This window comes from Variovorax sp. YR216 (genome assembly GCF_900107745.1).
Lineage (GTDB): Bacteria > Pseudomonadota > Gammaproteobacteria > Burkholderiales > Burkholderiaceae_C > Variovorax.
Genome location: NZ_FNRO01000030.1, coordinates 25,400 through 49,225, shown reverse-complemented (window position 1 = coordinate 49,225; position 23,826 = coordinate 25,400). Strand labels below are relative to the sequence as shown.

Here is a 23,826-nt window from a genome sequence, read left to right as displayed (position 1 = left end):
TCCGATGAAGACCCGCCCCTTCAAGCAAGTCGACGTTTTCACCTCGACGCCGTATTTCGGCAACCCCCTCGCCGTGGTGCTCGACGGCACTGGGCTCGATGACGCGACGATGCAGCGCTTCGCGTCGTGGACGCACCTTTCCGAAACCACCTTCCTGCTGCCGCCGACCGATCCTTCGGCCGACTACCGCGTGCGCATCTTCACGCCGGGCGGCGAACTGCCTTTTGCCGGACATCCGACGCTGGGCAGTTGCCACGCCTGGTTGCAGGCCGGCGGCAAGCCGAAGGGCGGCAATCTGATCGTGCAGCAGTGCGCAAAGGGCCTGGTGCCGATCCGGCGCGAAGGCGAGCGACTGACCTTCGCCGCCCCAGCGCTGCGGCGCAGCGCCCCCAGCCCGACCCTGCTGGCGAAAGTCGCGGGCGCGCTTGGCATCAAGGCACAGCAGATCGTCACGGCGCAATTGCTCGACAACGGGCCGGTGTGGCTCGGGCTGCTGCTGAACGACGCGGAGACCGTGCTCGCGCTCGAGCCCGATCATCGAGCGCTTGCCGAACTCGGTCAGAAAGTCGGCGTCGCCGGCCTCTATCCGACGGGTGCTTCGTCACAGTTGATCACGCGCTCGAACCGCGAGGCCCGCGCTTTCTCGCGCGCCGAGGAAGAGGTTGAGCCGACCATCGAAGTGCGCGCCTTTGCCGCGGCCATCGGTGTGGAGGAAGACCCGGTCACCGGCAGCTTCAACGCAAGCCTTGCCGAGTGGCTCATCGCCGAGGGCCACATGCCGGACCGCTACGTCGCATCGCAGGGCCAGGTGCTGGGCCGCGACGGACGTGTCCACATCGAGCGCGACGGCGACCGGCAGGTCTGGGTCGGAGGCGATTCGGTCACCTGCATCGACGGACACGTCACGCTCTAGCACCGCCGTGCACGCGCGCGTCGATCATCTGGTGATCGCTGCCCGCAGCCTTGACGAAGGCGTGGGCTGGTGCGAAGCCACGCTGGGCGTGACGCCAGGCCACGGCGGCTCGCACCCGCTGATGGGGACGCACAACCGGCTGATGAAGATCGGAAGCGCCGCATTCCCGCGCGCGTATGTGGAGATCATCGCCATCGATCCCGGCGCGAGGCCCACGCGCGGCGCCGCGAAGCATCGATGGTTCGACCTTGACGATGCCCACCTGCAAGCGGCGCTTGCGCGCAGCGGTCCCCGCCTGGTGCACTTCGTCGCCGAGGTGCCGGATGCGCACGCCGCCGTGCAGGCGCTCGGACAGGCGCGGCTCGATCGCGGCCACGTGATCGAGGCCTCGCGCGATACGCCGGCCGGCCGCCTGTCCTGGCAGATCACGGTGCGCGACGATGGTCAGCGGCTGTTCTACGGGGCGCTGCCCACGCTGATCCAATGGGGCCCGGTTCACCCGAGCGACAGCATGATCGATTCGGGCGTGACGCTGCGCTCGCTGGATCTCGCGCATCCGCGACCTGTGGATCTCGAAGCCGCGCTGCGCGCCATCGGACTTTCAGGTGTGTCGCTCGCCAACGGCGCACCCGATCTCCACGCCGTGCTGGAAACGCCGCGCGGCACCGTCTCGCTCCATTCACGAGGTATCTGACGTGCTGACGCCCACCGAACTCGCTTGGTTCACCCTGGCCGCCCTGGTGCTGGTCCTGACGCCCGGACCCAACATGATCTATTGCGTTTCCCGCACGCTTTGCCAGGGCCGGGCCGCGGGCCTGATTTCGCTCGGCGGCGTCCTGCTGGGCTTCGTCGTGCACCTGATGGCCGCAGCCCTCGGCCTGACCGCGTTGCTGATCGCGGTCCCCCTCGCATTCGACACGATTCGCCTGGCCGGCGCCGCCTATCTGCTCTGGCTAGCCTGGCAGGCGCTCAGGCCCAACGGCACCGCACCGTTCGAAGCCCGCCTGCTGCCACACGACCGGCCGGCCAGGCTGTTCAGCATGGGGTTCCTGACCAACGTCCTGAACCCCAAGGTCGCGATGTTCTATCTGTCGTTCTTCCCGCAGTTCCTGCATCCCGATCGCGGCTCCGTGCTGCTGCAAAGCCTGGCCCTGGGCGCCATCCAGATCCTCGTGAGCGGCGGAATCAACGCGCTGCTGGTTCTCGGCGCGGCGGGCATCACGGCATTCCTCTCGAGGAGCCGCGGCTGGCTGATCGCACAGCGGTACGTGATGGGAAGTATCCTCGCTGCGCTGGCGCTTCGCATCGCCTTGTCGGATCGGAAGTGAAATGACCGAATTGCGGGCGCCGACGCGCTCGCAATCGCCGCTCACTTTGACATTGGTGACATGGTTCACCGAATGCACCATACTGAAACGGCCCTCCGTTGGAGGCGAGGTTTCGACCTATTGGCGGCAAGTAGAATGTGTGCCCCTCGGTTCAGGGGAGCCGCACTGTCCTCAAGAATGGGTTGATTGCATGAACAAGCGTGTCATCGTCGCCGACGACCACCCCATCATCCGGGCTGGCGTCCGCATGGTGCTGGAAAGCGCGATGAACATCTCCATCGTCGCCGAGGCCGATTCACCGGAAGCGCTGCTATCGGCGTTGCGTGAGACGCCCGCGGATCTGCTCATCACCGATTTCTCAATGCCGGGCGGCCAGGAGGCTGATGGACTTGGACTGCTTCAGCGCATCCGCCGCCTGTACCCCGATCTCCCCGTGATCGTCCTGACCATGGTGGGCAATGTCGGCGTGATTGGGGCAATCCTCGGAACCGGCGTGCGCGGCCTGATCGACAAAGCCGCGGGCATGTCCGAAATTTCGCTCGCAATCCAGGCCGTGAACCAGGGGCGGGACTACCTCAGCACCAGTTTCAAGCAGAGCCTTCTGCAAAGCCAGTTCGACGCCGAAAACGGCGTGGCCGCGCGCCTGTCGCCTCGGGAGGTCGAAGTGCTTCGCCTTTTCGCGTCCGGGATGACCGTGTCCGCGATCGCCGATCGCCTGTCACGCAGTGTCAAGACGGTGAGCCGACAGAAGACCGATGCGATGAACAAACTCGGCCTCAAGAGCGATCTGGAGATCTACGCTTTCGCGAGAGAGCACAACCTGATTTCCTGAACTTGCCCGAGCGACGGCGCTCACCCCGGGATTTGCGCGGGCACACCGGCAAACGCCGCTGCCCGCCGCATGACAGACACGAGCTCCGCGCGGGCGTCACGGTAGAGCGCAAGGATCCGCGAATCGGAGTCGCTGTTCTCCACGGCCTCGAAGGCGCGCACTGCCGCATCCTCGTCGAGCTGATGGCAGGCAGAGCGCATGCGATGCGCGAGTTGCCGCAGCGCGGCATGGTCGAAGGCGGCAGCGGCCCGGTCCATCGCCTTCATATCCTCTTCGGTGGCCGTGACGAAGACACCCACCAGTTTGGCGACCTTGGCCTCATCGCCATCGCACAGCTGCATGAGTCGCGCGTAGTGCGGCGAAGAGGCAAGTGCGGTCGCGACAGCGCCTGAGCCGGCCTGCGCCGCGCCCTCCTCGCCGGCGCCGGCGCCGGTCTGCAGCACCTTCGACAGCGCCTCGCGCAGATCCCCGAGTTGCAGCGGTTTGGACAGATAGGCATCCATCCCCAACGCGAGACAGCGCTCCGCTTCACCCAGCAGCGCATTGGCCGTCAGCGCCACGATCGGCAAGCGAAGCCCCCCTCGCACAGCCTCCCGCTCACGCACGCGGCGGGTCAACTCGTAGCCGTCCAACCGCGGCATGTGGCAATCCGTCAGCAGCACGGCGTAGCCGGTGCCGAGCGCCGACGCCGCTTCCAGCATCTCCCAGGCCTGTTGCCCGTCCTCGGCGCAGTCGCTCGCGTAGCCCAGCTTGCGCAGTTGGCGGGTGAGTACCTCGCGGTTGATCGGATGGTCCTCGGCCAGCAACACCCGCTGACCCTGTCCGGACGGGGATACTGGCAGTGCCCTGGCGCTCACGGATTGCTTGCTCGCATCGATAGCCAGCCGGTGCGGCGCCCTACGCCCTGGCATGGAGTCCACGCTGGGCACCCACGGGCGCAGCGGCAAGGTCACGATGAAGCGGCTTCCCACGCCGAGTGCGCTCTCGCAGCGCACGCTGCCCTGCATCAGTTCCACCAGCTGCTTGACGATGGTCAAGCCCAGGCCGGTGCCGCCGTAACGCCGAGTGGTGGCGATGTCGGCTTGGCGGAAGGGCTCGAAGAGCGTCTTTGTGGCTCGCGGGTCGATGCCGATGCCGGTGTCCTGCACGGTGAGCTCGAGCTCGCCCTGCGCAGTGCGCAGCGCCTCCACGCGCACTTCTCCCTGCGGGGTGAACTTGATGGCATTGCCGATCAGGTTGGTGAGCACCTGGCGCAGCCGCACGGCATCGCCCACCACGAACTGCGGGATGGCCGCATCGACGTGGAAGGCCAGCCCGATCGCCTTGCGCGCGGTCTCGGCGGAGAAGGTGGCGCACACGTCTTCCACGAGACCGGACAGCGACAGCGGCCGGCTCTCGATGTCGAGCATGCGCGCCTCGATCTTGGAGAAGTCCAGCACGTCGTTGATGATCGTCAGGAGCGACACCGACGACTCGCGGCAGCGCATGAGCATGGTGCGCTGGTCGTCGTCCAGGGGTGTGTCCAGCACCAGGTCGATCATGCCGAGCACGCCGTTCAGCGGCGTGCGCACCTCGTGGCTCATCATCGCGAGGAAGTGGGCCTTGGCGTCGCCCGCCGAGCGCGCTTCCTCGGCCTTGGTCACCAGGCTCGCCTTGAGCACCTCTTCGTCGGTGATGTCCTTGACGATGCCGATGAAGGAAACGATGGTGCCGGCGGTGCCCGGATCGTTGTGCACGGACAGGCTGCCGCGGACTTCCAGGGTGCGCTCCACGCCATCGGGGGTACGGAGGCGGAACTGCTTCCGGTAAGCCCCGCGGCGCTGACGGTACACCTCCTCCAGCCGCGCGGCCACGCGCTGGCGGTCTTGCGGATGGACGCGCACGAACAACTGCCGGTAGGTGACCGGCTCTTCTTCACTGAAGCCGCAGATCTCGCGAATGCGGCGATCCGCGTTGATGGCAGCGTCGAGAAACGCCGGGTCGTTCAGGCGGGCACGCTTGCCAAGCCGCGCGACCGAGCGCCACACACCCAGACCGCCCAGGCTCAGCGCCAGCTCCAGGTCGGAGCGCGATTGTTCGAGCTCGCGTCGGATCTGCAATTCCGGCGTCACGTCGATCGCTACACCGACAAGCCCCAGAAACCGCCCCCGTGGATCGAAGATGGGTTGCTTGCGCGACTGGAAGTTGCGCACGACACCATCGACCGCAATCTCGTCGTGAAAGGCATGCGCGACGCCCGAGCCCATCAGCTCACGGTCCTGGGCAGCGAAGCGTTTGGAAAGGTCAGGGCCGAAGATGTCCTGGTCACTTCGGCCGATGACACGTTCGGAGTCGATGCGAAAGACGCGCTCGAACTCCGAATTCAAGGCCTTGTAGCGGAACCGGGAGTCCTTGACGAACAAGGCATGAGGAACCGCATCAAGAATGGAATGGAGTGCATCGCTACGGCGCTGCGCCCGCAGCGAACTGGCGAACCGCAGCACGGCCAGCGCAACGATGCCAATGGAGATCAGGGCCGCCCACTGCCAGCTCAGCTCGATCGCCATCGGCCGCCCGAACAGATAGCTCGCGACACCGAGGAGACAGGTCAACAGGGTCGCGAAGATTCCGCCGTCGAGCACGCGTCGCAGAGGGCCAGACGCCGCGCGAGAGCGAAAGCTCCCACCGAAATTCGACGAATGGAAGGGCGACACGGGCGGATTCCAAACCGGAGAGGGCGAAACCCGATCCGGTCCTGGCAGTGATGAAAAACTCAGACCGCGGCGATCGGAGCGGGACGCGGATTTCCGGCAGGCAGTCGCGGCACCGCGACACGAGCGGCGCTCCACGATGACGCGAACCTGGTGGGCGAGTGCCGGCCGCTCAGAAAGATGGAATGCGTGCGCGAGTAACGCTCCCAGGCCGACGTTTCGAAGACCTCCATGGCCCCCCGCACGCCGAGGCCCACCAGCGCCGCCATCGAGTAAACATTCCAGGATCCGTAGTGCAGACGGGCACGGAGGGCCAATCGCGCCAGTACCGCTTCCGCATGGGCCTGCGAGACGTGACCGACGGCGCACGCGAGACGGACGAGGTACGCGAGTTGCTGGATGTCCCATGCCAGCACACTGAGATGGCCGTGGCTGAGGTCGTCGGTCGAGGCAAGGTGCTCGACCGGTGGCCGGGAAGCATGGGCGTTTTCGACCTCCGAACGCTGCTCATCGAGCCAGGCCGCCACAGCCTGGATTTCCGCGCGGGACATTTCCCCCAGCCGCGCCATGCGCTGCTCGATCACCTGAACGCAATCCGCGTGGGCCTCGATGCCCCAGTGTCCGGCCAGCAGCTTCCTGACTTGCCGTTCGGGCAATGCGCTCGCCAACTGGTTGAAGTTGTCTTGCATCAGCACGGCAAAGTTTGCGCTCAGCAAGCATCCGAACAGGAGCTCGGGCGACATGTCCCCGGACGGCGCGAATTCGACCGGCCGCGAGTTCCCGATGCGCGCACCCCACCTCGATCGAAGGAAGGTCAACGACATCAAGCACCACGCCAAGGCGGCGGCAAGCAGAACCAGCATGAGAGTTCCCCGGATTTCTGAAACAAGGAGCGGGCGGCGCAAGCGCCCGGTGAGGTTCGATTCAGACTGGGGCACCCCACGAATCGAGTGAAACTGATCGTAAGAAGAGGTGACTGGCGCACCCATGAGAACCATCTGAAAAGCCCGCACGCGACCGGTCGCGAATGCGGCGCATCGTGAACAAAGTCCGGAAGCGCGGCTCCGCAGAGGTCACCGCGGTGACGCACAAAATCGCTGCCGGTCGGCAGAATCCGCGGCATGGGAACCCTCTATCTCGTCCGTCACGGACAGGCCAGCTTCGGCGCAGCCGACTACGACCAGCTGAGCGACCTGGGCCGCAAGCAGTCGGTGCGTCTGGGCGAGTACTGGCGTGAGCGCGGCATGCGCTTCGACGCCGTGATCACCGGCACCCTGCGGCGTCACCGGCAGACCTGGCAGGGCATCGCCGAAGGCCTCGGCATGTCGCCGGACGATGCCCTCCCCTGGCCGGGTCTGAACGAGTACGACAGCGAAGCCATCATCGCGACCATCCACCCCGGCAAGCTGGAGAAGGCGGATACGCCGGAGATGTACAGGCACCACTTCCGGCTCCTGCGCGATGGACTCAACGCCTGGATGGAGGGACGAACCACCCCCGCGGGGATGCCGAGTTACATCGACTTTCTGGCCGGCGTGACCAGCGCACTGGACCACGTGCGCGCCCGACACCATGGCGCGAAGGTGCTCGTGGTGTCCAGCGGCGGGCCCATCTCCACGGCAGTGGGCCACGTTCTCGGCACCAGTCCGGCGACCACGGTGGAACTCAATCTGCGCATGCGCAATTCGGCCGTCACCGAATTCACGTTTACACCCAAGCGCCACATGCTGGTGACCTACAACACGCTACCCCATCTCGACGCGCCGGCGTACGGGAACTGGATCACCTACTCCTGAGTGCGCAGCGGCGTGCTGCCGGCCCTGAGCCAGTCCAGATAGTCGGCAGAACCCGCCGTGATCGGCACGCGGACGATCTCGGGCGTGTCGTAGCTGTGCCGCTCGCGAATGAAGGCTTCGAGCGCGCCCCAGCGCGCTTCGAGTGTCTTGATGTGCAGCACCCATTCCGGCTCGCGGTGCAGCACGTCCTGCCAGATGTAGAGGCTGCGCACCCGCTGCACCTGGACGCACGCGGCAAGCCGCGCCTCGACGATCGCTTCGGCGAGGGATTCCGCCTCGTCCTCGGTGCCGATGCTCGTCATCACGATGCAAACGCCTGAATCCATGTGCCTCTCCCCGAAATGAATCGCTAGCCCTGCCAGACGCCGTATCCCGCCTCGCGCAGCGCGATGCCGAGTTCGACCTCCATCTCGCGAGCGGCTTCGTAGGGCATCGGGTTGTACATGGCGTAGAGGGCGGGCAGCAGCCTCAGGCCATGGTCGCGCACGAAGGCATTGGCCTGGATGCCGGCCTTGTGCTTGTCGAATCGCACGTCGGGGTCGAGCCCGGTCATTCCGACGTAGACAAAGGGCATGCCGAGCTTGTAGTCGGGGTTGGCCCGCCGGAACCGCGCAGCGTTCCACACGCGGTCGTCGAGTTCGATCACGTAGACGTGATGGTGATGGCGGCTGCGCGTCTTGCGCGTCGGCATGCAGCGGACCGGCGCAATCTCACTTGCGCTTGATCAAGCCGTAGAGGAACAGCAGCACGATCGCACCGAGCACCGAGGCGATGAACCCCGCGCCCTGCCCCGCCGAATACCAGCCCATCGCCTGTCCCGCGTAGGTCGCGATCAGCGAACCCGCGATGCCGATCAGCGTCGTGACGATGAAGCCGGCCGAATCGTCGCCGGGTTTGATTGCGCGAGCCACCAGGCCCGCAACGAAGCCGATCAGAATGGTCCAAACGATGCTCATACGGTGCTCCTGATGGAGGAAGGAAGACGGCGCATGCCGCCGCGGAACGATGCGGTTTTGATGATAGCGGAGCCCCTGTGAATCGCTCCTACACCCGTGCAGCCGCCGCCGCTATATAAAAACAGCATGCTGGAAAAACTCCCGGATGCGATCGGCCACGCATTGCACGAAGTGCGTGCGGGGCTCGACAAGATCGCCTTCAACACCATCGGCCTGCGCCAGGGCATGGCATCGATCCAGATCTCCAGCCTGGCATTCGCCGATCACGCGCCGCTGCCCGCGCGCTACACCGCGGATGGCGAAGGACACTCGCCGCCGCTGCACTGGATCGGCATTCCGCCCGGCGCGGTCTCGCTGGTGCTGCTGGTGGAAGACGCGGACTCGCCCACGCCGCATCCCCTGGTCCATGCGATCGCGGTGGATCTACCCGCCGCCGACGGCGGACTGGCCGACGGCGCGTTGTCGGACGAAGACGATGAAAACGGCGTCCACACGGGCCGCAACTCCTACCTCCGAACCGCCTGGCTGCCACCCGATCCGCCGCCGGGCCACGGCGTGCACCGCTATGCGTTCCAGATCTTCGCGCTCGGTGCGCCGCATGCGTTCTCGGCGAGCCCGGGCCGCGACGAATTGCTCGATGCCTTGAAAGCGCACGCCATCGCGAGCGGCCTGCTGATCGGAACCTGCGAAAGACCCGACGGCTCGATCAAGATCGGCGACACCGTGCCGACCGGCGCAGTGCCGGGCTGATGGCTCAGGGATTGGGCGCGTTGCCGATCATCCCGAGCGGCAGGCGCGAGACTTCGGCAAGCAGCAACGCGAGTTGCTTCGCCGCCGCATCCACCAGCGCGCGGCCTTTCCCGGCCGTGGCTGCCGCGGCGTTGCCCGCGGCGCCGGCGGGGTTGTAGTCCTCCATCGCCCAGCCCAGCTTGGCGCTCTTGCCGTTGCCGAGGATCGCGTAGTCGCGCGCGCGGTCGCGAGAGGTCGAGTCGAAATCGCGGGCGGCCTCCATGGCGACGTCGCCAGGCGCGAGAGCCAGCATCATTGACGTTTCCATGTCGCCCGCATGGACGCCGAAGCGGTGTTCATCCGCGCTGAACTGCGCGCCCGCGTCGCCGAGCGGCAGGTTGAACCAGCTGACGCTGTAGACGATCAGGTCATGCGCCACGCGCAGTTCGCGCGCCACGATGTCCATCGCGCCGACATGCCCGCCGTGCGCGTTGAACAGCACCAGCTTCCGGATGCCCGTGCGCGCCACGCTGGCGCCGATCTCGCTCCAGAGCCGGATCAGCGTCTCGGACGACAGCGTCAGCGTGCCCGGGAAGCGCGCATGCTCGGGGCTGAGCCCGATCTGCTGGGTCGGCAGGAAAAGCACCGGAAGATCGGCCGGCAGCAACGGCAGCGCCGCCGCGATGATGCCGTCCGCCAGCGTCGAATCCACGCCGAGCGGCAGGTGCGGGCCATGCTGCTCGGTCGCGCCGAGCGGCAACACCGCGACGGTCGTCGCCGGGTCGAGCGCTGCAAAGTCGCGCGTGGTGAGTCGGGACCAGAAGCGGCTGGCAGGGGCGTTCATGCGGGCGATCTTAGTGCCCCGGGTTCACTTGCGGGCGACGCGCCACACCGCGTTGCCGACGTCGTCGGCATCTGGATCGCCACGAAATGGCATCCGTTTGTATCGTGCAATCGGTGTCGCCTCCGAGTGTCGGCGACGGGCGCTTTCGGGCGTGGGAGCCACCCGGGCATGACGCGGCCGCTACCATCACGCGATGACCGACGAACTGTTCCGCTCCGACGCGTACCTGCGCGACTGCGAAGCCTCCATCCTCCGCATCGAAGAAGGCGGCATCGTGCTCGACCGCACCGTGTTCTATCCGCAGGGCGGCGGCCAGGCAGGCGACAGCGGCTGGCTGGTGCTGGCCGATGGCCGGGAGATCGCGATCGCCGATACCCGAAAGGCCAAGGACGCCGAAGGCAAGGCAATCCAGGAAATCGTCCATGTCCCCGCCCCCGGCCAGGACGCGCTGCTGGATGCGCTGAAGCCCGGCGACGGCGTGAAGGTGCGCATCGACTGGGAACGCCGGCACCGGCTGATGCGCTTCCACACCGCCACGCACCTCCTGTGCCACCTGGTACCGCAGCCGGTCAACGGATGCTCGATCACGCCCGAGTACGCACGGCTGGACTTCCACATGACCGAGCCGCTCGACAAGGAGGCGCTCACCGCCGGTCTCGCGCGGCTGGTCGCGGCCGGGCATCCGCTCACCGTCGGCGCGATCACCGATGCCGAGCTCGATGCCAATCCCGCCCTCGTGAAGAGCATGAGCGTGCAGCCGCCGCGTGGCACCGGCACCGTCCGCACGATCCGCATCGGCGAGGCGGAGCAGATCGACTTCCAGCCCTGCGGCGGTACGCACGTGGCCAACACAAGCGAGATCGGCGCGGTCATCGTGACCAAGATCGAGAAGAAAAGCGCCAACAGCCGCCGCGTCGTGCTCGGATGGGCGCCGTGAAGCGACCCCGGAACTTCGACCGAAGCGCCCGCTCCGACTGACCGCATGGCCATCCTGATTCGTCGACGCCTCGCGGGCCTCTGGCTCGCCGCCCTCGCCACCGCGGCCTCGCTGCCGGCCGCGGCACAACTCTCCCCGCGCGTCGGTGCGGTCGTGACCACGCCGCATGTGCGCGCCGAGCTCATCGCGCATGCGCCCGACGGCATCTCGCCCGGCACGCCCGCCTGGGTCGGGTTGCAGATCACCCACCAGCCCGAGTGGCACACCTATTGGAAGAACGCCGGCGATTCCGGCCTGCCGACCGAGCTGGCGTGGACGCTCCCGACCGGCGTGTCGACAGGCGACATCGCCTGGCCTGTGCCGCGGAAGATCCCGATCGGCAATCTCGCCAACTACGGCTACGAAGACACGGTGCTGCTGCCGGTGCCGCTCACGGTGGGGCCGGATTTCAAGCCGCCTGTGTCGCTCACCGGCGCGCAGGAACTCGACGTCAGGCTCAAGGCCTCCTGGCTGGTCTGCCGCAAGGAGTGCATTCCCGAAGAGGGCGAGTTCCAGCTCAAGGTGCCGCTGCACGGCTCGACCGCGCTGCACAGGAGCGAATTCGAGGCCGCATGGGCCGCTCAGCCGGTCGCGCTCGACAAGCCCGGCGAAGTCAGGATCGACGGCAACAAGCTCCAGGTCCGCCTCGAAGGCCTGCCGGCGTCGGCGCGCGGGAAGACGCTCGAATTTTTCCCGGAGACCGGCGAAGTCATCCACACCGCCGCGGTCCTCGGCAAGGACTGGACCCAGTCGTGGCAAGGCGACGCCTGGACCGCGACCGTCCCGCTCGCGGAACAGCGCAGCGCCAGCCCGAGCGCGATGCCGGTCGTCGTCGCGTTGGCCGATGCCGACCGGCAACCGGGCCAGCCGATGGCATGGCGGGCCGAGGCACCGGTGAGCGGCACATGGCCCACGACGGCCGCCAAGGCCCAGGTCTCCCCGGCACTGCAAGCCGCGCTCGAAGCCAACGCCACGCTCCCATCGTCCCCGCGCCCGTCGGGCACGCTCGTCGCCGCGCTGCTGGGCGCGCTGATCGGCGGCCTGCTCCTCAACCTCATGCCGTGCGTGTTCCCGGTGCTGGCGATCAAGGTTCTGAACTTCACGCGGCACGCGGAGGATCGCCGCAGGCATCGTCTTGCTGCCATCGCCTACACCGCCGGCGTGATCCTGTCCTGCCTGGCGCTCGGCGGCGCGATGCTGGGGCTCCGCGCCGCCGGCACCCAGCTCGGCTGGGGGTTTCAACTGCAGTCGCCGGCGGTCGTGGCTGCGCTTGCGGCGCTGTTCACGCTGATCGGGCTCAATCTCGCGGGACTTTTCGAGTTCGCCAACGTCGCGCCGAGGTCGCTCGCCGCGGCGCAGGTCCGACACCCGGTGGTCAACGACTTTCTCTCCGGCGTGCTCGCGGTGATGATCGCCTCGCCGTGCACCGCGCCATTCATGGGCGCGTCGCTCGGTTTCGCGATCGGACTGCCGTCGACCGAAGCGCTGCTGATGTTTGCCGCGCTCGGGCTCGGTCTGGCGCTGCCGTATCTGCTGGCGGGCTTCGTTCCGGCCGTCGCGCGCCTGCTGCCGAAGCCGGGCGCCTGGATGCAGACCTTGCGCCGCCTGCTCGCGTTTCCGATGTTCGCCACGGTCGCATGGCTGGTCTGGGTGCTGGGCCAGCAAAGCGGCATCGATGGCGCGGGCGCGCTGCTCGGCCTGCTGGTCTGCCTCGCGGCGGTCGTCTGGGCATTCACCCTGCGCGGCCGCACCCGGATCGTGGTGGCCAGCATCGCGATCGCCGCGACCGCCGCACTCGCAGCGGCCATCGGTGGCAATGTCGTGCGAGTCGCCGAACCGGCTGCCGCCGCTTCGGCGGGCGATCGCTGGCAGCCCTGGTCGGAGGCGAAGGCCGCCGAACTCCGGGCTGCCGGCCGGCCGGTGTTCGTCGACTTCACCGCCGCATGGTGCGTCACCTGCCAGTACAACAAGCGCGCCACGCTGTCCAACCCCGACGTCCTCGCCGATTTCGATGCCCGGAACGTCGCCATGCTGCGCGCGGACTGGACGCGGCGGGACCCGGCCATCACCGCCGCGCTGACCGCGCTCGGACGCAGCGGCGTGCCGGTGTATGTGCTGCACGCGCCGGGCAAGGCGCCGGTGGTCCTGACGGAAATCCTCAGCACCGAGGAGGTGCGCGCGGCGCTCGCCAGGCTGTGAGACCATGAACCGGTACGGGTTGTCACAATCACATGAAGAATCCGTTCTAAGCTGTCGTGGTTGTTGAGTTTTATCGATTGGAGGTCAAGCTGACCATGTCGTCATCGTCATCTGTGGATTCCCGCTCGTATCGCGCCGCACGCCAGGCCAGGGCTGCACTGAGCCGCGCCTCCCGCCGCGCCGTGATGGCCGCCGCAGTCGCCCTCGGTGCCACCTTCCTCATGAATGCACAGGCCTTGGCCGCCCCCGCCGTCGGCCAGCCGGCGCCCGATTTCATCGCCGTGGACACCGCCGGCAAGCAGCATCGCCTTTCTGATTTCGCCGGCAAGTACGTCGTCCTCGAATGGACGAATCCCGGCTGTCCGTTCGTGCGCAAGCACTACGGCAGCGGCAACATGCCGGCGACGCAGAAGGCCGCCACCGACAAGGGCGTGGTCTGGCTCGCCATCAATTCGACCGAGCGCGCCGCCAGCGACTACCTGAAGCCGGCGGCGCTCGACGCCTGGATGAAGGAGCAGTCCGGCGCGCCGACTGCGCTGCTGATGGACGAGGACGGCGTGATCGGGCGCGCCTACGGCGCCCGCACCACGCCGCACATCTTCATCGTCGATCCCAAGGGCACGCTGGTGTATGCCGGCGGCATCGACAGCATCCCCTCGGCCCGGGCCGAGGACATCAAGACCGCCACCAACTACGTGAGCCAGGCGCTCGGCGAAGCCTTCGGCGGCAAGCCCATCAGCGCCGCAGCCACGCGCCCTTACGGCTGCGCGATCAAGTACAAGAGCTGACGCGACACCGGCCAAGAAAAAAGGAGGGTTGCGACAAATCGCAACCCTCCTTTTTCATTCGAGCGGCCATCCGCCCGGGCGATGGCTTACCAGTGGAAGCCGATGCCCGCGCCGACGCCCGCCTTGCCGCGCGTGTTGACCGTGGCGGACAGTTTGGTCACCCAACGACCGTCTTCCGACGCCTTGGAGACGCCCACGGCGACCGCCGATTCGCCGTCCATGTTGCTCACCGCCGCGGAGGCCATTCCCTTGCCCGGAATGATCGACTGCGGCAGGTTGGCCACGGCCATCGCCGAAGCGGCCGCCGCGTTCGAATCGCGGCGCGCGCCCGCCAGTTCCGACTGCACCTGGTTGACCCGCATGTCGGTATAGGCGGTCGACTGCTGCTGCGAATCCTGCAACTGCTGGACGTTGACCGCATCGGTCGGCGCGGTGCCGGCCGCAACGTTGGCAATGGCGCGTTCGTTGCCCGCCGAGCCCACCGACACCGTGTTGGCACGATCGGCCACCGAGCCCTGGCCCAGGGCCACCGCACCGTTTGCCGAGGCCGTCACCTTGGCGCCCTGGCCAATGGCCGTCGCAGAGGCCGCGCTCACCTGCGTGTCGGCACCGACCGCCACCGCATTCGTCGCGGTAGCTGAAGTCACCGAGGCGTTGGCACCCACAGCCACGCTGCCGTCGGCGAACACCTTGGCATTGCCGCCCAGCGCGGTGTCGTTGGGGCCGGCGGCATAGCTGTCGTTGCCGATGGCCGTGCCGTAGCTGCCCAGCGCCGCGGCGTTCTGGCCCACCACCGAGGCGTTGTCACCCGTCGCCTTGGAGTTGTAGCCCACCGCGACACCCGCCGTGTCTCCGGCATCGGCCTTGGTTGCGCTCTTGCCGTTGGCGTTGCCGTCGACGAAAGCCGGAGTCCCTCCACCCACACCGTTGGCCTCGATGTTCGCGACGCGCCCATCGATGCCGTCGATCCGGCTATCAAGCTTGGCTTGCAGCGAAGCGATCTGGCCGCCGTTGACCGCTTCTCGGCTGTCGGTACCGATCCGACCATCGCGCACATTCGCCAGCAAGGTGCCGTCCGTACCGCCACCGAAAGTGATCACACCCCGGCTGGAGCCCGCGTCGTACGCCACCGCGTCCCGCAAGTTGCCACCCGGATCAACGAGACCGCTCGACCTGAGCTGGCGGACGTTGACGGCATCGTTGTCGTCGGTGCCATCGGCAACGTTTTTCAGCCGGACGGTCGCCGAAGCACCTGCGCCACCCAACGTGAGGACGCTGTGACTGGCATCGTCGTACATCACCGCGTTGGCCACCGAACTGCTCACCGTGGTCCTGAGTTGGCCCATGTTGACCGCATCGCTGTCCACAGCACCGTCCGCCACGTTGATGATCTTCTTGCCTGCCACGTTGGCTTCACCGCTCGGACCGTTGAAGGTCACCGCGTTGACCGTGTTGCCGCCGTTGTCCACGAGGCCGATAGACTTCAGCTGCTTCACGTTGACTGCATCGTTGTTGGCGACGCCGTCGGAGACGTTCTTCAGCGTGCGGGTTGCACCGCCCGAGGCGGCGAAGTCCACGGCCGCACCGTCGGTGCCCTTGCCCACCGTGAGGTCGGCGCCTGCTGCCGCTTGCTGCACCAGACCCACCGTACCCCCAACGATCCGGCTGTCGAGGTTGCCCAGCGCCGCATCGACCTTGTCGAAGCCTGCGCCCACGCTGGTGGCCGCACCGCTCGTGCCGTTGATCGCGTTGGACTTGGCCAGGGCGAAGCTCGTCCCGCTCAAGGTGCCGGTGACCGGGTCGAAAGTCGTGCCGCCACCGATGGCCGTCGCCACGGACTGGTTGGCCGTGTTCAGCTGGCTCACGTTGACCGCGTCCGTGTTGGCAGTGCCATTCGCCACGTTGATGATCTTCTGGCCCGCCATGTTGGCTTCGCCGCTGGGCCCGTTGAAGGTCACCGCGTTGACCGTGTTGCCACCGGCATCAACCAGACCCGTCGCCTTCAACTGAGCCACGTTCACCGCGTCGGTGTTGGCCGTGCCGGCCGCCACGTTGATGATCTTCTGGCCCGCCGCATTGGCTTCGCCGCTCGGGCCGTTGAAGGTCACCGCGCTGACCGTGTTGCCGCTGGTATCGACCAGCCCGGTTGCCTTCAGCTGCGCCACGTTGACCGCATCGGTATTGGCCGTACCGGCCGCCACGTTGATGATCTTCTGGCCCGCCACGTTGGCTTCGCCACTCGGGCCGTTGAAGGTCACCGCGTTGACCGTGTTGCCGCCGGTATCGACCAGACCCGTCGCCTTCAGCTGTGCCACGTTCACCGCGTCGGTGTTGTCCGTGCCTGCCGCAACGTTGATGATCTTCTTGCCGGCCACGTTGGCTTCGCCGCTCGGACCGTTGAAGGTCACCGCATTGACGGTGTTGCCGCCGGTATCCACCAGGCCGATCGACTTCAGCTGTGCCACGTTGACCGCGTCGGTGTTGGCCACACCCGCCGTGACGTTCTTCAGCGTGCGGGTCGCACCGCCCACGGTAGCGAAGTCCACAGCCGCACCGTCGGTGCCCTTGCCCACCGTCAGGTCGGCGCCGGCTGCCGCCTGCTGCACCAGGCCCACCGTACCGGCACTGATCCGGCCATCCAGGTTACCCAGCGCCGTATCGACCTTGTCGAAGCCCGCACCCACGTTCGTGGCTGCACCCGTCGTGCCGTTGATCGCATTGGCCTTCGCCAGGGCGAAGCTCGTCCCGCTCAGCGAACCGGAGACCGGGTCGAAGGCGGTGCCGCCACCGATGGCCGTCGCCACGGACTGGTTGGCCGTGCTCAGCTGAGCCACGTTGACCGCGTCCATGGCGGCCGTGCCGGCCGCCACGTTGATGATCTTCTTGCCCGACACGTTGGCTTCACCGCTCGGACCATTGAAGGTCACCGCATTGACGGTGTTGCCACCGTTGTCGACGAGGCCGGTCGCCTTCAGCTGCGCCATGTTGACCGCATCGGTGAGGGCCGTACCGGCCGCCACGTTGATGATCTTCTGACCCGCTGCATTGGCTTCGCCGCTCGGACCGTTGAAGGTCACCGCGCTGACCGTGTTGCCGCCGTTGTCGACGAGACCCGTCGCCTTCAGCTGTGCCACGTTGACCGCGTCGGTATTGGCCACACCCGCCGTCACGTTCTTCAGCGTGCGGGTCGCACCGCCCGAGGCGGCGAAGTCCACGGCCGCACCGTTGGTGCCCTTGCCCACCGTGAGATCGGCGCCTGCTGCCGCCTGTTGCACCAGGCCCACCGTGCCGGCACTGATCCGGCCGTCCAGGTTGCCCAGCGCCGCATCGACGGTGTCGAAGCCCGCCCCCACGTTCGTGGCCGCACCCGTCGTGCCGTTGATCGCATTGGCCTTGGTCAGCGCGAAGCTCGTCCCGTTCAGCGAACCGGTGGCGGGGTCGAAGGCGGTGCCGCCGCCCAGCGCCGTTGCGGTCTTGCTGCCAAGGTTGCCGAGGTTCGTGGCGTTGGTCGTTGCCTTCAGGTCGGTGGCATTCAACTGCTTCACGTTGACTGCATCGTTGTTGGCGACGCCGTCGGAGACGTTCTTCAGCCTGCGGGTCGCCCCGCCCGAGGCGGCGAAGTCCACGGCCGCACCGTTGGTGCCCTTGCCCACCGTGAGATCGGCGCCTGCTGCCGCCTGCTGCAGCAGGCCGACCGTGCCGGCACTGAGTCGGTCCGAGATGCCAGTGACGGAGTCGCTCACGTTGCCCAGCGCCGCATCGACGGTGTCGAAGCCCGCCCCCACGTTCGTGGCCGCACCCGTCGTGCCGTTGATCGCATTGGCCTTGGTCAGGGCGAAGCTCGTCCCGTTCAGCGACCCGGTGGCGGGATCGAAGGCGGTGCCGCCGCCCAGCGCCGTTGCGGTCTTGCTGCCAAGGTTGGCGAGGTTCGTGGTGTTGGTCGCGATGTTGGTCTTGTTGGCCGCGACGTTTGCGTCGGTCGCCTTGATCTGGCTTACGTTGACCGCATCGGTATTCGATGCACCCGCCGCCACATTGGTGACGCGGCGCTCCTTGGCGGTGTCGCCCACGGAGAATTCGGCGTCCGGGGTCGCGCCAGCGATTGCGGCATCGCTTGGGTTGTAGGCTGGAATCGTCAAGTCCGCCTGCGCCTTGGAAAAGGAGCCGATCGCGACACTTTTGTCATTGGTTGCGCTGGAGTACATGCCCAACGACAACGATCTGTCTCCGATGGCTGAAGCGTTGGTGCCGATCGCGATCGAATCATCGCCGGTGGCCTTCGCATTGGAGGTGGTGTTCTGCAACATGTCTTGGTTGGATCCCCACTGGGCGCCCATGGCCGCGCCCAGCGCAATCGAACGTCGACCACTGGCCACGGCCGAACTTCCGATCGCGGTGGCGTCCTCACCCTTGGCTGTGGCGCTGGCGCCGATCGCAGTGGCGCCCCGCATCGTGGCCGCCGAATACGAGCCGATCGCCATCGACTGCAATCCGCTGGAATAGGCCGCCGAGCCCACGGCCATGCTGTTGCGGCCGGCAGCGGTGCTGTAGCTGCCCACCGCCAGCCCGCCAATGCCCGAAACAGTCGAACGCCCGCCGAGCGCGACGCCGCCCGACGCGGTGACCAACGAGTTCTCACCGAGGGCGGCGCCCGCCACGGAAGGCATGCCATTGGTGATGTTCAGGCCCAGACCGTCGGTTCGAGCCGTGCCTTCTTTAGAGGCTTGCAATGTCCATGCGCCCACAGGCGCGGCGGCGGTACCCACCTGGCTGTTGAAACCGATCGCCGTGTTCGCGGCGCCAGCCGTCTGGGCGCTCGCGCCGAACGAGGCGGCGCCATCGAACAGGGCCTTGGAATCGGCGCCGAAGGCCGTCACGTTGTTGCCGGTGGCCGTCGAGGAGTTGCCGACGGAGATGGTGCGGTTGCCGGTTGCGGTGGCACCCTCACCCATGGCCAGCGCGGCTTGTCCGCTGGCCGTGGTGTTGGCACCGATGGCAATGGCCGAGTAGTCGCCCCCGGTGGCACCTTGCGCAGTGGCCTTGACGCCCATGGCGATCGAACCGGGGCCCGTCGCGCTGGCATCCGCCCCCACGCCGTCGAGGATCTTGAGGTTCTCAATGCTGTAGTCCACCGCCTGCGCCGCGCCGCCCAGCGAAAGCAGCACCCCGGCAATCAGGCCCGCCGCGCCGGCGCGCGCCGACGACGACTTCTTGCCCCTGGCCTTGCTCGTCTCCGAAGTCGCTACGAAAGTGCCCGTCTCTTCGCACCAGACAGTCTTGAAAATCCTATTCACAAATCTTCCTTGATATCGATCAACAACCAGCCAAATAGTGGCAAATCAACCCGCTGATTGGAGATTGACTTGCAATGGAAATTTATTCAGCCGTCAGTCTATTGATGACGATATTCGAGGGATATAAGAACAATCTCAAAATCAAATTGCGCACCCGGGTCGCAGGAGAATCGTGACAAATATCACGGCGCATACCTCGCTCGAAACCGCCGCGCCACGCAAGGCTCAGAGCGCAGACCTCAGGAAGGCGAAGCCTGTTTTTGCGCCCACCAATTCGCACTCCAATTTCAATTTACTTCTATTTCAAATCAAGAAATTCAGACCTCCGGGAGAGAAATTCGAGACGCCATGGGATCGACACTTTTTTGCAAATCGCATTGAAAGCAAGGTCGTCCGCTCCTTCCATTGCGCGATGAATTCAATTCATCCAGTTGGTCGGCCCTGTGAATCGGGAGTCGTTCCAGCGCGGGGAATAGCGGGAACGGCCGCCCCGCCTGCGACAATCGCGGGATGCCATTCGCCCCCCTGAAGAACGACACCTTCCTGCGCGCCTGCTGGCGTCAGGCCACCGACCACACGCCCGTCTGGCTGATGCGGCAGGCGGGGCGCTACCTGCCCGAATACGTGGCAACGCGCGCGAAGGCGGGCAGCTTCATGGGGCTGGCCACCAACGTCGACTACGCGACCGAGGTCACGCTTCAGCCGCTCGCGCGCTATCCGCTGGACGCGGCAATCCTTTTCTCCGACATCCTGACCGTGCCGGACGCGATGGGCCTCGGCCTTTCTTTCGAAGCCGGCGAGGGCCCGCGCTTCGCTCGCCCGGTGCGCGACGAAGCGGCGATTTCCGCGCTTGCCGTACCGGACATGGAGCGGCTGCGCTACGTCTTCGACGCCGTCGCCTCGATTCGCAAGGCGCTCGCCGGCCGCGTGCCGCTGATCGGCTTTTCGGGCAGCCCGTGGACGCTCGCCTGCTACATGGTCGAGGGGGCGGGCTCCAGCGACTACCGGCTGGTCAAGACGCTGATGTACAGCCGCCCGGACCTGATGCATCGCCTGCTCGGCGTGAACGCGGACGCCGTCGCCGCCTACCTCAACGCCCAGATCGCGGCAGGCGCGCAGGCGGTGATGGTGTTCGACAGTTGGGGCGGTGTCCTGGCCGATGGCGCGTTCCAGGAATTCAGTCTCGCCTACACCGCACGCGTGCTCGCTCAGTTGCGTCGGGACGGTGCTGACGGCCAACCGGTCCCGCGCATCGTGTTCACCAAGGGCGGCGGGCTCTGGCTGCAGGACATGCGCGCACTCGACTGCGAAGTGCTGGGACTCGACTGGACCGTGAACCTGGCTCGCGCGCGTGCCCTCGTCGGCGAAGGCGACGGCGGCAAGGCGCTGCAGGGGAACATCGATCCGAACGTGTTGTTCGCGCCGCCAGCGCAGATCGAAACGGAAGTTGCAAAGGTGCTGCAAAGCTTCGGCAAGCCGCACACCGACACCCAAACGGACGGCCCGACGCACATCTTCAACCTCGGCCACGGCATCAGCCAGTACACCCCGCCGGAGCACGTCGCCGCACTGGTTGCGGCCGTGCACGCACAGTCGCGCGCCCTTCGTGCATGACCGTATTGTTATGACTTGTAAACACCGAGATCGTCGATCCGGAGTTTGTCAAGGGCGGAAAAGGGTGAGGAGGGACTGACTTATGCACAAAACGGCTGTTGCGGTGCGCAAAACCATCTGAAGCGCGCCAAGCCTCGCTCCTAAAGCGATAGCGCCGCTAAGTCATTGATTTATATAGGTTTTGAACTTTGCTTTTTTTACGGGCATTCCAGCGGGAGCCTTGATTTTCAAGGGCTCGCGGCGCGTCGGACCCCAATATCAACAAAGTTATCCACAGAAACTCTGGATGATGTGCAAAGCACTGTCAAATCAACAACTTAGGCCGTTTTGCTCAAAGTCGCTTTAACAAACGTGTCATACGGAGAACGGCGTTGAGCTGGCAAATCAACGTCGCAGTTCAGACACCGGCGCACAGTGCACTAGGGGATGTCCTTAGCTACAGCAGTGGCGCGCCAGTCACGCCGGGGGCACTGGTGCGGGTTCCGCTGGGACGCCGGGAGGTGCTCGGCGTCGCCTGGGAGGTGAATCGGGAAGACACCGGGCCGGCGACGTTGGAGCTCAAGCCGATCGGCGCCGTCCTCGACGCCCTTGCGCCGCTCGGCGACGCCTGGCGCGATCTGGTTGCCTTTGCGGCGCGCTACTACCAGCGCTCGCTCGGCGAGATTGCGCTGGCGGCCTTGCCACCGCAGCTTCGCGATCTTTCCGCGGTCCAGCTGGCGCGGCGGCTGAAGCGCAAGGGCAGCGGCGGCGCGCCAGGCGGCGTGTCGCCCTCCCCGGTGACGCTCAGCGCCGAGCAGACCGAAGCGCTGTCGCGATTCGAGGCCGAAGCCGGGCCTTTCCTGCTCTTCGGCAGCACCGGCAGCGGCAAGACGGAGGTCTATTTGCGCGCGGTCGCCGCGCTGCTGGAGCGGGAGCCGCAGGCCCAGGCGCTCGTGATGGTGCCGGAGATCAACCTCACGCCCCAGCTCGAAGCCCGCTTCAAGGAGCGTTTCGGCGCGGACTCGGTGGTTTCGCTGCACAGCGGCATGACGAATCCCCAGCGTCTCGCGAGCTGGCTCGCGGCGCACAGCGGCGCAGCGCGGATCGTGCTCGGCACGCGCATGGCGGTGTTTGCGTCGATGCCGTCGCTGCGGCTCATCGTGGTCGATGAGGAACACGACCCCAGCTACAAGCAGCAGGAAGGCGCCCGCTACTCGGCGCGCGATCTGGCCGTCTGGCGCGGCCGGCGCGAAAACGCGAAGGTGATCCTCGGCTCGGCCACCCCCTCGCTCGAAAGCTGGCACCAGAGCCGGCCGGCCGCGGGCGACGATCCCGGCGGGCGCTACGTACGGCTGTCGATGCCCTTGCGGATCGGCACCGGTGCGCTGCCCAGAGTGCGCCTGGTGGACATGAACCTGCAGCCGCCGAAGACGGTACTTTCGGCCGCGCTGCTCGATGCGATCGGGCAGCGCATCGCCCGCGGCGAGCAGAGCATGGTTTTCCTGAACCGTCGCGGCTACGCGCCGGTGCTGGCCTGCGCCGACTGCGGCTGGAAGAGCGAATGCCCGCACTGCAGCGCCTACCGCGTGTTCCACAAGATCGACCGGACACTGCGCTGCCACCACTGCGGCTTCACCGAGCGCGTGCCACGCGCCTGCCCCGGATGCGGCAACCTCGACATCGCCCCCGTGGGCCGCGGCACCGAGCGGCTGGAAGAACATCTGGGCGAGCTGTTCGCCGCGGTCCGGCGCCCGGACGGCAGCGCAGTGCGCATCGCCCGCATTGACGCGGACAGCACCCGCAAGCAGGGCGCGCTCGAATCGCAGCTCGCCGCCGTCCATGCCGGCGAAGTCGATGTGCTCGTGGGCACGCAGATGATCGCCAAGGGGCATGACTTCAGGCGCATCACGCTGGTGGCCGCGATCAATCCCGACGGGGCGCTGTTCTCGGGCGACTTCCGCGCACCCGAGCGGTTGTTCAGCCTGCTCATGCAATCGGCAGGACGCGCGGGCCGCGACGCGGCCTATGTCTCGGCGCAGGGGGCGACGGCGGAAATGTGGATCCAGACCCATCATCCGCAGCATCCGCTCTTCGCCGCGCTGAAGCGGCACGACTACCCCGCGTTCGCGCAAGGCGAACTCGAAGACCGCGCTGCCGCCGGCATGCCGCCCTTCGCCTTCCAGGCGCTGCTGCGCGCCGATGCGCGTACGCAGGAAGTTGCACAGGCATTCCTGGGCGCCGCGAATGCCGCGGCGGATGCGCTGCCGGGCGCCGAACAGGTCACGCGGTACCCGGCGGTGCCGCTGGCGATTCAGCGCGTGGCGAACGTGGAACGGGCGCAGATGCTGCTGGAGAGCGCGTCGCGCGCCGCGCTGCAGCGGGTGCTTGCCGGCTGGCAGCCCTTGCTGCACGAATTGAGGCGCACGCCAGAGGGCAAGGGCGTGATCCGGTGGCTGGTGGACGTGGATCCACACAGCATTTGAGGCGCTGCGCCGCCCGTCAGGCGGCGGCGCTCGCGCTTAGAGCTGGCCGACCGGGTCCTTGCCCATTTCGACGTACTGCAGGCTCGATCGCTTTCTTCGGCTCGCCGTGCTCGGCCATACGAGCAGCAGCGTGCCCAAGAGCCCGGCGCCCAGCGCCGCGCCCGTGCGCAAGGCCCCCATGTGCCACAAGACGGCGGCCATGGTGAGCCAGACCAACCACAAAGCCCCTCGCAACCATGTCGTCATGCCAACTCTCCCGGTTCGAGAAACCACTTTAGCAGTGGTTGTGAAAACCTAAGCATTAACAATATGCAATATTTGGCACTATCGCCCTATTGCGTTGCCCGGCTCGTAGGAAATACTCTGAAACAGTGGTTGACGACGCATCGAAGCGCTGTTCAAGCT

At 66.7% G+C, this 23,826-nt stretch carries 19 protein-coding genes; 11 read left to right on the top strand and 8 right to left on the bottom strand.

Translation table 11 applies throughout. The features are described 5' to 3' along the window. The first annotated feature begins 4 nt into the window (after positions 1-4). From BLW05_RS34265 to BLW05_RS34250, 4 genes are read left to right on the top strand one after another with little or no spacing between them, the layout of a single operon-like run. Positions 5-913 (top strand): PhzF family phenazine biosynthesis protein, encoded by a 909-nt coding sequence (locus tag BLW05_RS34265; protein WP_177142947.1) that lies wholly within the window; start codon positions 5-7, stop codon positions 911-913. 7 nt (positions 914-920) lie between these two features. Then, the gene (locus BLW05_RS34260) at positions 921-1,607 is read left to right on the top strand and encodes a VOC family protein (protein WP_093169230.1); all 687 of its coding nucleotides are present in this window, start codon (positions 921-923) and stop codon (positions 1,605-1,607) included. Between the two features lies 1 nt (position 1,608). After that, positions 1,609-2,241 (top strand): LysE family translocator, encoded by a 633-nt coding sequence (locus BLW05_RS34255; RefSeq protein WP_093169228.1) that lies wholly within the window; start codon positions 1,609-1,611, stop codon positions 2,239-2,241. Between the two features lies 1 nt (position 2,242). Then, positions 2,243-3,073, top strand: coding sequence for a response regulator (locus tag BLW05_RS34250; RefSeq protein WP_218135274.1), 831 nt, complete (start codon positions 2,243-2,245; stop codon positions 3,071-3,073). Between the two features lie 20 nt (positions 3,074-3,093). Here BLW05_RS34250 and BLW05_RS34245 read toward each other — a convergent pair whose 3' ends face one another. Beyond that, positions 3,094-5,664 carry an ATP-binding protein gene (locus BLW05_RS34245; protein WP_143045016.1) on the bottom strand — a complete coding sequence of 857 codons (2,571 nt, stop codon included), beginning with the start codon at positions 5,662-5,664 and terminating at the stop codon, positions 3,094-3,096. Between the two features lie 161 nt (positions 5,665-5,825). Then, positions 5,826-6,626 carry a DUF1266 domain-containing protein gene (locus BLW05_RS34240; RefSeq protein ID WP_177142946.1) on the bottom strand — a complete coding sequence of 267 codons (801 nt, stop codon included), beginning with the start codon at positions 6,624-6,626 and terminating at the stop codon, positions 5,826-5,828. Between the two features lie 258 nt (positions 6,627-6,884). On the opposite strand from BLW05_RS34240, the gene BLW05_RS34235 reads away from it, so the two are divergent. Further along, on the top strand, positions 6,885-7,559 hold the full coding sequence (locus BLW05_RS34235) for a histidine phosphatase family protein (protein ID WP_093169220.1): 675 nt from the start codon (positions 6,885-6,887) through the stop codon (positions 7,557-7,559). On the opposite strand, the gene cutA is transcribed toward BLW05_RS34235, so the two are convergent. The 3 genes from cutA to BLW05_RS34220 are packed head-to-tail and all read right to left on the bottom strand — an operon-like array spanning position 7,550 to position 8,515. Further along, entirely contained in the window at positions 7,550-7,885 is a 336-nt protein-coding gene (gene cutA, locus BLW05_RS34230) for a divalent-cation tolerance protein CutA (protein WP_093169218.1), read from the bottom strand. The two genes, BLW05_RS34235 and cutA, sit on opposite strands and share 10 nt — an antisense overlap. A 23-nt stretch (positions 7,886-7,908) precedes the next feature. Beyond that, positions 7,909-8,250 (bottom strand): hypothetical protein, encoded by a 342-nt coding sequence (locus tag BLW05_RS34225; RefSeq protein WP_093169216.1) that lies wholly within the window; start codon positions 8,248-8,250, stop codon positions 7,909-7,911. 19 nt (positions 8,251-8,269) lie between these two features. Then, positions 8,270-8,515, bottom strand: coding sequence for a GlsB/YeaQ/YmgE family stress response membrane protein (locus BLW05_RS34220; protein ID WP_093169214.1), 246 nt, complete (start codon positions 8,513-8,515; stop codon positions 8,270-8,272). 126 nt (positions 8,516-8,641) lie between these two features. On the opposite strand from BLW05_RS34220, the gene BLW05_RS34215 reads away from it, so the two are divergent. Continuing rightward, the gene (locus BLW05_RS34215) at positions 8,642-9,265 is read left to right on the top strand and encodes a YbhB/YbcL family Raf kinase inhibitor-like protein (RefSeq protein ID WP_093169212.1); all 624 of its coding nucleotides are present in this window, start codon (positions 8,642-8,644) and stop codon (positions 9,263-9,265) included. A 4-nt stretch (positions 9,266-9,269) separates the two neighbouring features. Here BLW05_RS34215 and BLW05_RS34210 read toward each other — a convergent pair whose 3' ends face one another. Further along, positions 9,270-10,088: a creatininase family protein gene (locus BLW05_RS34210; RefSeq protein ID WP_093169210.1), complete on the bottom strand. Its 819-nt coding sequence runs from the start codon at positions 10,086-10,088 to the stop codon at positions 9,270-9,272. 193 nt (positions 10,089-10,281) lie between these two features. On the opposite strand from BLW05_RS34210, the gene BLW05_RS34205 reads away from it, so the two are divergent. The 3 genes from BLW05_RS34205 to BLW05_RS34195 all read left to right on the top strand — a co-directional run bounded on the left by BLW05_RS34205 (position 10,282) and on the right by BLW05_RS34195 (position 14,051). Next, positions 10,282-11,025, top strand: coding sequence for an alanyl-tRNA editing protein (locus tag BLW05_RS34205; protein ID WP_093169208.1), 744 nt, complete (start codon positions 10,282-10,284; stop codon positions 11,023-11,025). A 45-nt stretch (positions 11,026-11,070) separates the two neighbouring features. Further along, positions 11,071-13,263, top strand: a complete 2,193-nt coding sequence (locus tag BLW05_RS34200; RefSeq protein WP_177142945.1) for a protein-disulfide reductase DsbD family protein — start codon at positions 11,071-11,073, stop codon at positions 13,261-13,263. A 95-nt stretch (positions 13,264-13,358) separates the two neighbouring features. Further along, entirely contained in the window at positions 13,359-14,051 is a 693-nt protein-coding gene (locus tag BLW05_RS34195) for a thioredoxin family protein (RefSeq protein WP_093169256.1), read from the top strand. An 86-nt stretch (positions 14,052-14,137) separates the two neighbouring features. Here the strand turns inward: BLW05_RS34195 and BLW05_RS34190 are convergent, their stop codons facing one another. Beyond that, positions 14,138-19,345 (bottom strand): ESPR-type extended signal peptide-containing protein, encoded by a 5,208-nt coding sequence (locus BLW05_RS34190; protein WP_093169206.1) that lies wholly within the window; start codon positions 19,343-19,345, stop codon positions 14,138-14,140. Between the two features lie 510 nt (positions 19,346-19,855). Here BLW05_RS34190 and hemE point away from each other — a divergent pair. Together hemE and BLW05_RS34180 are read left to right on the top strand one after the other, a co-directional pair. Next, entirely contained in the window at positions 19,856-20,959 is a 1,104-nt protein-coding gene (hemE, locus tag BLW05_RS34185; RefSeq protein ID WP_093169204.1) for a uroporphyrinogen decarboxylase, read from the top strand. A gap of 371 nt (positions 20,960-21,330) precedes the next feature. Further along, positions 21,331-23,421 carry a primosomal protein N' gene (locus BLW05_RS34180; RefSeq protein WP_093169202.1) on the top strand — a complete coding sequence of 697 codons (2,091 nt, stop codon included), beginning with the start codon at positions 21,331-21,333 and terminating at the stop codon, positions 23,419-23,421. A 36-nt stretch (positions 23,422-23,457) separates the two neighbouring features. Here BLW05_RS34180 and BLW05_RS34175 read toward each other — a convergent pair whose 3' ends face one another. Next, positions 23,458-23,667, bottom strand: a complete 210-nt coding sequence (locus tag BLW05_RS34175) for a hypothetical protein (RefSeq protein WP_093169200.1) — start codon at positions 23,665-23,667, stop codon at positions 23,458-23,460. Positions 23,668-23,826: the final 159 nt, after the last annotated feature.

Excerpts from the sequence above, each read along its gene's own strand:
- BLW05_RS34265 (WP_177142947.1), top strand. The coding sequence starts at position 5 with ATGAAGACCCGCCCCTTCAAGCAAGTCGACGTTTTCACCTCGACGCCG.
- BLW05_RS34250 (WP_218135274.1), top strand. The coding sequence starts at position 2,243 with ATGACCGAATTGCGGGCGCCGACGCGCTCGCAATCGCCGCTCACTTTG.
- BLW05_RS34240 (WP_177142946.1), bottom strand. The coding sequence starts at position 6,626 with ATGCTGGTTCTGCTTGCCGCCGCCTTGGCGTGGTGCTTGATGTCGTTG.
- BLW05_RS34235 (WP_093169220.1), top strand. The coding sequence starts at position 6,885 with ATGGGAACCCTCTATCTCGTCCGTCACGGACAGGCCAGCTTCGGCGCA.
- cutA (WP_093169218.1), bottom strand. The coding sequence starts at position 7,885 with ATGGATTCAGGCGTTTGCATCGTGATGACGAGCATCGGCACCGAGGAC.
- BLW05_RS34225 (WP_093169216.1), bottom strand. The coding sequence starts at position 8,250 with ATGCCGACGCGCAAGACGCGCAGCCGCCATCACCATCACGTCTACGTG.
- BLW05_RS34220 (WP_093169214.1), bottom strand. The coding sequence starts at position 8,515 with ATGAGCATCGTTTGGACCATTCTGATCGGCTTCGTTGCGGGCCTGGTG.
- BLW05_RS34215 (WP_093169212.1), top strand. The coding sequence starts at position 8,642 with ATGCTGGAAAAACTCCCGGATGCGATCGGCCACGCATTGCACGAAGTG.
- BLW05_RS34210 (WP_093169210.1), bottom strand. The coding sequence starts at position 10,088 with ATGAACGCCCCTGCCAGCCGCTTCTGGTCCCGACTCACCACGCGCGAC.
- BLW05_RS34205 (WP_093169208.1), top strand. The coding sequence starts at position 10,282 with ATGACCGACGAACTGTTCCGCTCCGACGCGTACCTGCGCGACTGCGAA.
- BLW05_RS34200 (WP_177142945.1), top strand. The coding sequence starts at position 11,071 with ATGGCCATCCTGATTCGTCGACGCCTCGCGGGCCTCTGGCTCGCCGCC.
- BLW05_RS34195 (WP_093169256.1), top strand. The coding sequence starts at position 13,359 with ATGTCGTCATCGTCATCTGTGGATTCCCGCTCGTATCGCGCCGCACGC.
- hemE (WP_093169204.1), top strand. The coding sequence starts at position 19,856 with ATGCCATTCGCCCCCCTGAAGAACGACACCTTCCTGCGCGCCTGCTGG.
- BLW05_RS34175 (WP_093169200.1), bottom strand. The coding sequence starts at position 23,667 with ATGACGACATGGTTGCGAGGGGCTTTGTGGTTGGTCTGGCTCACCATG.